Genomic DNA, 8,489 nt, shown 5'->3' on the forward strand with positions numbered 1-8,489 from the left:
CCACCGGCGCGGGCGCGGGCGTCGCGGCGACGGCCTTCTTCCCCTCCTGTGCGTACAGGTCGGCCCCGCACAGGATACAGCCGCTCATGCCCTCCTCGAGCCACGCCTCCTCGAACGTCATGCCCGTCCAGCGCTCGGTCAGCGCCGCGCATTCGTCCGTGATGTGAAACACATTGTCCGTGCCGCACCAGACCGCCATCTCCGCCTCCAGCAGCTTGAGGTCGGGGGCCTTACAGGCGTTGCAGCGCTTCTTGTTTTTCTCCTTCGCTTCCGCCAGCGTGCGCGCCGGCGCGTCGTGCATGCTGCCACAGGTCGGGCGCATGTGGTAGAACTTGCTCCGATCAAAGAAGTACACCTTCGTCTCGCCAAACGGTTTGACCGCCGGCAACACGACCGGCGTGGGACTGGGCGTGGGCGTGGGCGTCGGCCGCAGCGTGGGCGTCGGCACCACCGGTGTGGGCGAAGGCGCAACCGGCGATTGCACCACCGACACGCCCGGCGTGACGGTCACGTCGGTCAAGGCAGGCGTGGCCATATCCATATGGGCGAACGCGCCGACCGCCTCGGGCTCGGGCGTAGGCGCCGCCGTGGGACTGGGTGTGGCCGTAGGCGCGGGCGTCGCCGCAGCCGCCGGCTTGCGCGCAGGCGGAGGCGTCGCGGGCGGCAGCATATTGGCCGACTCCAGCAGCGCCCACCCCTCGCGGCTCATGTGATTGAGCGCGCTTTCCAGCATCATGTCCGCGCGGTTGTAGACGATCTGCAGGTTGTCCTGGGTCTGGCGCACACCCGCGACCAGCGAGCGCGTCGCCGCGTTCGACGCCAGGTTCACGGCGCGCGGCCCTTCCACGGTCAGGTTGTGCTCGATTGCCTCTTTGTTGGACACCGCGGCGTGCACCGCGCGCGTTACGCGGGTCAGCTGCCCCTTGGCGCGCGCCTGCACGTCCGTCAGCAACGGGTTGTCCACCGGGGCGTTGAGCGCGAACGCCGCCAGCGCGAAGAACGCGACGCCCGTGACCAGCGACAGCGTAAGCTTGGTCGCACTGCGCCAGCGCAGCTTGCGCACCCACAGCAGTACCAAACCCGCCGGGTAGAGCGTCACGAGCAGCAAGATGGTAATCAGCGCATAGACCGGGTGGCGCGTCGGCTTCTTGCGTCGGCGGCGCGGCGGCGGAGCCGCCCCCTGGCGGCCGGGGCGTTTTTCAGAGCGCATCATATAGTCGCGGTCCCCGCGCCTGGATATCAGCGAGGCACTCCATTCGGCCTGCACGCACACCACTCCTCCCCGGATATACGGATTAAGTATATCATATGTCTTCATAAGAAGCAATTCTTTTTTAACATGTCGCGCGAGGGAGTAACGCAGCCGCCTGCCTGTCGGCCCGCGGGACTCCCCACCCCTCCCCGGCGGGCGCGGAGCGCGACGATCGAGCGTTTTCGCAAGCAAGATTGTCCTGTTCCATGTTGAATTTTGTCTACGCCCTTGCTTTGCCCCATGGAATTGTGTTTATATGATAAATAATGAAATTTACCATCAGAAAGGTTGGGATCGCGCGTGGGCGAAGCACATTCGGGCGACAGGCAGCCCAAGGACAATCTGACCGAAATGAATACCGGGGATCGTAAAAACACCTTGCCGCAGCGGCAAGGACCGGGCAGCCCGCCCGCCGGCGGACAGCCCGGGCGCAGCGGACGCTGGATCGCCGCGTTCTTCTTGTTGACGTTTCTGTTCAACATTTTGTCGATGTCCTTCATTACGAACGGCAGGGTGCCGATCGAGTACAGCCAATTCGTCAGGCTGGTGGAAAGCGGCAACGTCAGGACGGTGCGGATCGAGCCCGACCAACTGCTGTTCTGGCTGAAGGGGGATTTGGACGCGGCCACGGTTGCGAAGATTCTGAGCGCCGACGAGGGCGAACCCGAAGGTTCGGCTGAGGACGCGGCGCAAGTGCAGCGACTGCTTAAGAGCGCGGTTTACTACACGGGCCGCGTGGACGACCCGTCGCTGACGAAGCTGCTGCTGGATAACAAGGTGGAGTTCTTCCGGCCCATCGAGCGGGCCAACCCCATCGTGGACTTCATCTCCACTTGGATCATCCCGGTCGTTATCATGTACTTCACGTTCCACTTGCTGAGCAAGGTGATGGGGGCGCGCGGAGGCGCGGGCGGCATGGGCGGGCTCATGGGCGTAGGCAAGTCAAAGGCCAAGAAGTACGACCTTGAAGCCTCGACCGGCGTCAATTTCGCCGACGTGGCCGGCCAGGACGAGGCCAAGGAGAGCCTGATGGAGATCGTGGACTACCTGCACGATCCAGCGAAGTACCAGCGCATCGGCGCGAAGCAGCCCAAGGGCGCGCTGCTCGTGGGCCCGCCGGGCACCGGCAAGACGCTGCTCGCCAAGGCGGTCGCCGGCGAGGCGAAGGTCGCATTCTTCTCGCTCAGCGGCTCGGAATTCGTGGAGATGTTCGTGGGCGTGGGCGCGAGCCGCGTGCGCGACCTGTTCGAGGAGGCGAAGAAGGCCGCGCCCTGCATCATCTTTATCGACGAGATCGACGCCATCGGCAAGTCGCGCGACAGCCAGATGGGCGGCAACGACGAGCGCGAGCAGACGCTCAACCAGCTGCTGGCCGAGATGGACGGCTTTGACGGCAGCAGGGGCATCGTGGTGCTGGCGGCCACCAACCGCCCCGAGACGCTGGACAAGGCGCTCTTGCGCCCCGGCCGCTTCGATCGGCGCGTGATCGTGGAGAAGCCCGACCTGACCGGCCGCGAGGCGATCTTGAAAGTGCATGCGGCGAAGGTCAAGCTGGGCGCGGACATCGACCTGCGCGAGATTGCGCTGGCCACCAGCGGCGCGACCGGCGCCGATCTGGCCAACATGATCAACGAGGGCGCGCTGCGCGCGGTACGCATGAACCGGGCCGAGGTCATGCAGGAGGATCTGATGGAAGCCGTGGAGGTCGTGATTGCGGGCAAGGAAAAGAAGGACCGCATCATGAACGGGGCGGAGCGGCGCAGAGTGGCCTTCCACGAGGTGGGCCACGCGCTGGCCGGCGCGCTGCAAAAGGACAGCGCGCCCGTGCAGAAGATCACGATCGTGCCCCGCACGATGGGCTCGCTGGGCTACACGATGCAGGTGCCCGAGGAGGAGCGCTACCTGCTCACCGAAGGCGAACTGAAGGCGCAAATCATCACGCTGCTGAGCGGCCGGGCCGCCGAGGAGGTGGCGTTCGGCGACGCCTCCACCGGCGCGTCCAACGACATCGAGCGCGCCACGCAACTGGCCCGCAGCATGGTGACGCAGTACGGCATGTCGGACAAGTTCGGCATGATGGGCCTCGAGAGCACACAAAACCAGTACCTTGACGGCCGCAAGGTGCTCACCTGCTCGGAAGCGACCGGCGCGTCGATCGACGAGGAAGTGCGCGGCATCATCGCCGAGTGCTACGACGCCGCGACGGCGTTGGTGTCGGGCAACCGCGCGGCGCTCGATAGAATTTCGCAATACCTGCTCGAGAAGGAAACCATTTCGGGCGAGACGTTTATGCGGATGTTGAAGGGGTAAGGGCGAAAAGTGCCGCAGCCGCCCGCGTGAGCGTTGATGGGTCCGGGCTGTGGCCCCGGCGGGGTTTGGGGCTTGACCCCAACCCCAAACCCCGTGCCGCCGTATCCGGCACCCAAACGCGGGGAACGGGGTACGAAACGTGATGGCAAATTGCCCGGTCTGATCGCCCTTGGCTTTGCCCTTGCCTTCGGTCGCCGTCACGTTCGACCGCCGCTCGTCCATCCCCGCCACCGACGGCTTCAAGACCAGCGCGCCCGCCGGGCGCAGCGGATCGATCCTGCCGCTCGCGCAGTGTAAGCTCGATGGCGGATGTATAGACGGAGCCGGTGATGGCGGCGTCCGGGTCGCGCGCGATGGTCAGCGTGCGGTAGTCCACGACCTCGAGGCCGAAGCAGGCGGCGGTCTTGGCGTCCGTAAAGCGCGCGGATTCGAGGACCGCATCGCCCTCGCCCTTGCTCAGGATCAGCCTAAGGTCGATCGTCGAACGGCCGGTTCCGCAGAGCGGCACGGACAGCTTCCGCGCCTCAAGCTTCGCGCCGATTCCGTCCTCCACGGGCGGAGGCGTCGGGTCCGGCGGGGACGCGGGCAAGGCCGCAGTTGTACCGCCCGCAAAGTCGACGGTCGGGGAGATGCTCCATTCTTTGAACCGCTGTCCGCCGGGCGCGGGATTCGCGGTATTTTCTATTTCTCTGTCATCATCGCCCGATACTTTGAGGGCGTCATGCCCGTTTCCTTCTTGAACGCCTTTGCCAGATGTCCGTTGTAGTCCGCGCCGCAGGCGTCGAAGGCCTGGGTGATCGTGAGGTTTTCGTCGCACAGCAGTTCCTTGAGCTTGTTCAGCTTCACGCGCCTGTGGTAGCTGTGGAGCGTCATGCCGACGTGCTCCTTGAACAGGCGGGTGTAGTGATAGCGGCTCACATGCACGATGTCCGCCAGTCGGTCGGCGTCGAAATCCTCCTTCCATTGCCCGTCGAGATATTCTTTGCCCTTGATTACTTCTTCCCTGCCCTGATAGTGCCTGGAAGTAGTAAACACCGTCGCGACATATGCCAGTTGATCGCATTCATCGAAGATGGGGAAGGCGGTCATGTTGTGGTACAGGCTTTCTGAGAGCGATTGCGCATGGCCGCCATACTTGGCGACAAGCTCCTGAAGCGGCACCTTCACATCATAGGCGTGGACGACCTCGCCCTGATAGGCCCGCAGCACGAAATCCTTGACGCCCCATCGCTCGAGGTTGGGATTGTTCAATATGTTGTTATTCTCTATCAAGCCTGCTGCCGGGGCCTTGACAAACCGGAAAAAGGCCTCGTTCGCGAACAGCATCGTGCCGTCCGGCGCGCATATGTGCATCGGATAGGGGAGGCGCTGGAAGAGCCGGGCAAACAGCGCCTTATCCTCGTGCGGCGGCGGGGTGGGCTCGGGGGACGCCTGCCTCTTCCGCCGCCTGTCCGCGGGCTTCGCGGCGTCCGCGGGAATCAGCCACAGGTTGCCTTTCTTTACCGCGCCGGCGATCCGGCCTTCCACGCAGTACACCGTGATGATGCGGGTGCCGGTTCCCCAACGCGCGCCGGCTTCCTTGATGGTCATGTATTCCATGGCGGCGCCTCCCGGCAATGTCATACCGCCATTATAGTGCAACGATATGCACAATGCAAGCCTCGTCACCGACGGCGGCTATACCATCGCCCGGCCCCAAAACGCGAAGAATTTCCCCCGACCGACCGCAAGCGGTCAGTCGGGGGAAATTCTTCGCGGCGTACAAAACACGCGCTTGCGCGCGGCTCGACAACGCCTGCGCCTTCGATGCAATCTCCGGACTTCGCGGGGATAACCCCGGCCCCGTCCTCTTTCAATCCGCTTACTTCGCCTCGTATACCGCGGTCACGCTGGTACTGATGACCAGGTCGCCCACGTCCACCGAGGTGCCGGCCGGCGAAGCGCCGTCGCGCTCGCCCTCGGCGTACAGGGGCGCGTAGCCGTTCGGGCTTTCGGTCAGCTGGGTCAGCGCGCCCAGCGTGAGCCCGGCGGCCTCGGCCATCGACTGGGCATGTTGGGTGGCGTTCTCTGTCGCGAGCGCAAGCGCGCGGGCGTAGGCCGCGGCGTTGTCCTTGAGTTCGAAGCTCACGCCGCTCAGCTGATTCGCGCCCGCGCCCAGCGCGGCGTCGATCAGCGCGCCCAGCCTGTCGAGCTCGCGCACGGTAATCGCCAACTGGTGCGACACGTTGTAGCCGGTGATCTTCTCCACGCCCTCGGAATAGTCGTAATTCGAGTACAGGTACAGGCTGCTCACCGCGATGTCCTCGCGCGCCACGCCCTTGCCCACAAGCGCCTTACGCACCGCCTCGATGCGCCGGTTGACCGAGCGCTGCGCCTTCGTAACGTCCGCGTTGGTCTCCGAGACGCCTACATTCAGCGTGGCGACGTCGGGCGTCACCCGCACCTGGCCCGCGCCCACCGCCGTTACCTGCGCCGCCAGGGCAGTAGCCGGAAGCGCCAGCGCCAATACCGCCGCAAGGACCATAACCGCCAATTTCTTCATGATTTTCCCTCCATTTCCATCTTGTCAGGGTATAAAAATGGAACTGCCCATCGCAAGACCACAGCCAGTTCCATCTTTTGCGTCTGAGAACTTACTTGCCCCTGCGCCGCCTGCGCCGTTTGACCGCCGCTGCGATCACCCATACCACGATGATGATCGGGATGGCCACCACCAGCGCGGGCACCGCCATCGCCAGCACCACCGCCGCGTCCTGCATAAAAGCGCTCAGCCAGTTGATCGAGGCGTAGAACGCGTCGCGTACGCGCTTTTCAAGCGTCCCGTCGATCTTCTGCACCTGGTCGCGCGCCGGCACCTCGCTCAACTCGATCGATACGGTGGCGTCGGCCGCGTAGCTGTCCCAGCCGCGCATCTGCCCCTCCATCTGGTCGATCTCCTGCTGCACCTCGTAGACCTTGTCTTGCAGCATCAGCATTTCCTCGAGGCTCGCCGCCGTCGTGACCAACTCATTCAGGCGCTTGAGCTGCGCGCGGGAGAATTCCAGCCGCGATTTGACGTCGTAGTAGATGCTCGAGATATCGTCCGCCAGCTCGCTCCTGTAGGTGAGCGTCGCCACCGCGTCGAGCGAGGTCAGGAATTTGTCGAGGTTCGCCTCCTCGCCCGGCACGCTCACCGGCACGCGCACCGTCAGGCTGGCGCGCCGGCCGGTGGACTGGCCCGGTTCCAGCGGCTGACCGCTTACGCTCGAGCGCTCGATCCGGCCGTCGAAATCGCTGACCAACTCGCCGATCGATTGCATGGTCTGGTCGAATGCGGACGACTCAAAGCCGCGCTCGGCGCTGCGGATGACCACCTTCTGCCGTTCGCCGGCATCGGCGTTCGGCTCCCCCGCCACATAGCTGTCATTTACCGGACCGTCGGACGCCACCATCACCGAGCCGCCCGCCGCGGCCTTGCGCTGCGGCGACGGAGCAGCCGCGGACGGAGCTTGCGCTTCGTCAAAGGCCTCTTCTATCTCATAGGCCGCGCCGCTCGGCTGCGCGCCGTAGGGCATCGGCGCGTCCGTCGGCAGCGCGCCCATGCGGTAGGCGAACGTGCCGCCCACCAGCAGCGCCGCGGCCGCCGCCACCGCGGACAGCGCGCGCACGACCACTCTGCCATTGCGCCGGGGCGCTTTGTGTAGGGCCGCCCGCGCTTCCTCGCGTACCGCGCGCCGCCACGCGGCCGCAACATCCAGCGGCACCGTGAGCCCCTCGTCGAGCTCCGCGCACATCGTCAAGAGGCGCGTCATGCTCTCCAGGCGCTCGCCGCAATCGGGGCATTGATCGGCGTGGCGGATCATCCGGCCGCGCATCTCCTGATCCAGCTCGCTGTCCAGATACGCGTCCAAATGCTCCTCAAAAAACTTGCAATCCACCTGGCTGTTCATGCGCTCCCCTCCCTTCTTTCTCTCTGCCTGTTAGACTGGGTACCGTCCAAAAAGTTCCGGTTGGCGAAGCAGCACCTCGCGCAGTTTTTCGCGCCCACGGCTGATGCGCGACTTGATCGTACCGACGTTGGCTGTAAGCATCGTCGCAATCTCGTCGTAGCTGAATCCCTGCACGTCGCGCAACACAATCGCGGCGCGCATGTCCTCGGGCAGATCCGCGATCGCCCGCTCGAGCGTACGCCTCTGCTCCGACGCGATCGAATGGTTTTCGGGGGTATCCTCTTCGTCGGCGGGCGACCAGCCGGCGTCCAGCAACGCGTCGAGCGACGAGGCCTGGCGCACCTTACGCCGCCTGAGCTCGTCGAGGCAGGTGTTCATGGTAATCCGATAGATCCAAGTGGCAAACGAGGACTGGCCCTTGAAGCCGTCCATGGCGCGGTACACGCGCAGCATGGCCTCCTGCACACAGTCCAGCGCGTCTTCGCGGTTGCCGCACATGCGCAGCGCCACCGCGTACATGCGGCCCTCATGCGCGCGCATCAATTGCTCAAACGCCGCCGCGTCCCCGCGGGATGCCTGCTTAAGCAATTGCGAATCGCCGTCACTCTGCAAGTTGTTCACCTCGCTTCTCGGCGCGCGGAGCGCGCCCATCCCTATTATATACGCTCCGCACGCAAAAGCCAACCCCAAACACTTTCTACCATTGGACGCACGACCGGGCGCTTGGTTGCAAGGTTCGGAAAATTTCACGCGGTCAGAAAATTGCTCTTGCTTTTTCCCCGTGAATGCTCTACAATAATACACGCTTGCCGGAATGATGGAATGGCAGACGTGACGGACTCAAAATCCGTTGGTGGCGACACCGTGTGGGTTCAAGTCCCACTTCCGGCACCAAAAGGCTCGTCCAATGAGGACGGGCCTTTTCTCATGAAAAGCCCGTGGTTGCTGGGTTCCTGGACATTTTGGTTCGCATCATGACGCGAACACACGTACTTTTA

6 protein-coding genes, 1 tRNA gene and 1 pseudogene are annotated in these 8,489 nt (G+C 64.3%); 2 read left to right on the top strand and 6 right to left on the bottom strand.

The window, feature by feature from the left end:
• Nucleotides 1-1,267, bottom strand: a pseudogene (locus tag ACH6CV_RS17750) (hypothetical protein); the annotation flags it as partial.
• Nucleotides 1,268-1,741: 474 nt separating this feature from the next.
• Here ACH6CV_RS17750 and ftsH point away from each other — a divergent pair.
• Nucleotides 1,742-3,562 (top strand): ATP-dependent zinc metalloprotease FtsH, encoded by a 1,821-nt coding sequence (ftsH, locus tag ACH6CV_RS17755; protein WP_456359562.1) that lies wholly within the window; start codon nt 1,742-1,744, stop codon nt 3,560-3,562.
• Here ftsH and ACH6CV_RS17760 read toward each other — a convergent pair.
• The 5 genes from ACH6CV_RS17760 to ACH6CV_RS17780 all read right to left on the bottom strand — a co-directional run bounded on the left by ACH6CV_RS17760 (nt 3,540) and on the right by ACH6CV_RS17780 (nt 8,103).
• On the bottom strand, nt 3,540-4,115 hold the full coding sequence (locus tag ACH6CV_RS17760) for a hypothetical protein (RefSeq protein ID WP_456359557.1): 576 nt from the start codon (nt 4,113-4,115) through the stop codon (nt 3,540-3,542). The genes ftsH and ACH6CV_RS17760 overlap by 23 nt on opposite strands.
• A 128-nt stretch (nt 4,116-4,243) precedes the next feature.
• Nucleotides 4,244-5,161 (bottom strand): helix-turn-helix transcriptional regulator, encoded by a 918-nt coding sequence (locus ACH6CV_RS17765; RefSeq protein WP_456359558.1) that lies wholly within the window; start codon nt 5,159-5,161, stop codon nt 4,244-4,246.
• A gap of 262 nt (nt 5,162-5,423) precedes the next feature.
• Entirely contained in the window at nt 5,424-6,104 is a 681-nt protein-coding gene (locus ACH6CV_RS17770) for an SIMPL domain-containing protein (RefSeq protein ID WP_456359559.1), read from the bottom strand.
• 91 nt (nt 6,105-6,195) lie between these two features.
• A complete protein-coding gene (locus ACH6CV_RS17775) occupies nt 6,196-7,491 on the bottom strand; it encodes a DUF4349 domain-containing protein (protein WP_456359560.1) in 1,296 nt (431 codons plus the stop codon).
• 30 nt (nt 7,492-7,521) lie between these two features.
• Nucleotides 7,522-8,103 carry an RNA polymerase sigma factor gene (locus ACH6CV_RS17780; RefSeq protein ID WP_456359561.1) on the bottom strand — a complete coding sequence of 194 codons (582 nt, stop codon included), beginning with the start codon at nt 8,101-8,103 and terminating at the stop codon, nt 7,522-7,524.
• Nucleotides 8,104-8,299: 196 nt separating this feature from the next.
• Between ACH6CV_RS17780 and ACH6CV_RS17785 the strand changes: the two genes are divergently transcribed.
• Nucleotides 8,300-8,385: transfer RNA gene (locus ACH6CV_RS17785), tRNA-Leu, on the top strand.
• The last annotated feature ends 104 nt before the right edge of the window (nt 8,386-8,489 follow it).

This window comes from Anaerozeibacter quisquiliarum (assembly GCF_051162045.1).
In the GTDB taxonomy this organism is placed as follows: domain Bacteria; phylum Bacillota; class Clostridia; order Christensenellales; family Aristaeellaceae; genus Anaerozeibacter; species Anaerozeibacter quisquiliarum.

Bases quoted from the DNA above. Each gene is read 5' to 3' on its own strand.
- ACH6CV_RS17770 (WP_456359559.1), bottom strand. From the start codon at position 6,104: ATGAAGAAATTGGCGGTTATGGTCCTTGCGGCGGTATTGGCGCTGGCG.
- ACH6CV_RS17765 (WP_456359558.1), bottom strand. From the start codon at position 5,161: ATGGAATACATGACCATCAAGGAAGCCGGCGCGCGTTGGGGAACCGGC.
- ACH6CV_RS17775 (WP_456359560.1), bottom strand. From the start codon at position 7,491: ATGAACAGCCAGGTGGATTGCAAGTTTTTTGAGGAGCATTTGGACGCG.
- ftsH (WP_456359562.1), top strand. From the start codon at position 1,742: ATGTCCTTCATTACGAACGGCAGGGTGCCGATCGAGTACAGCCAATTC.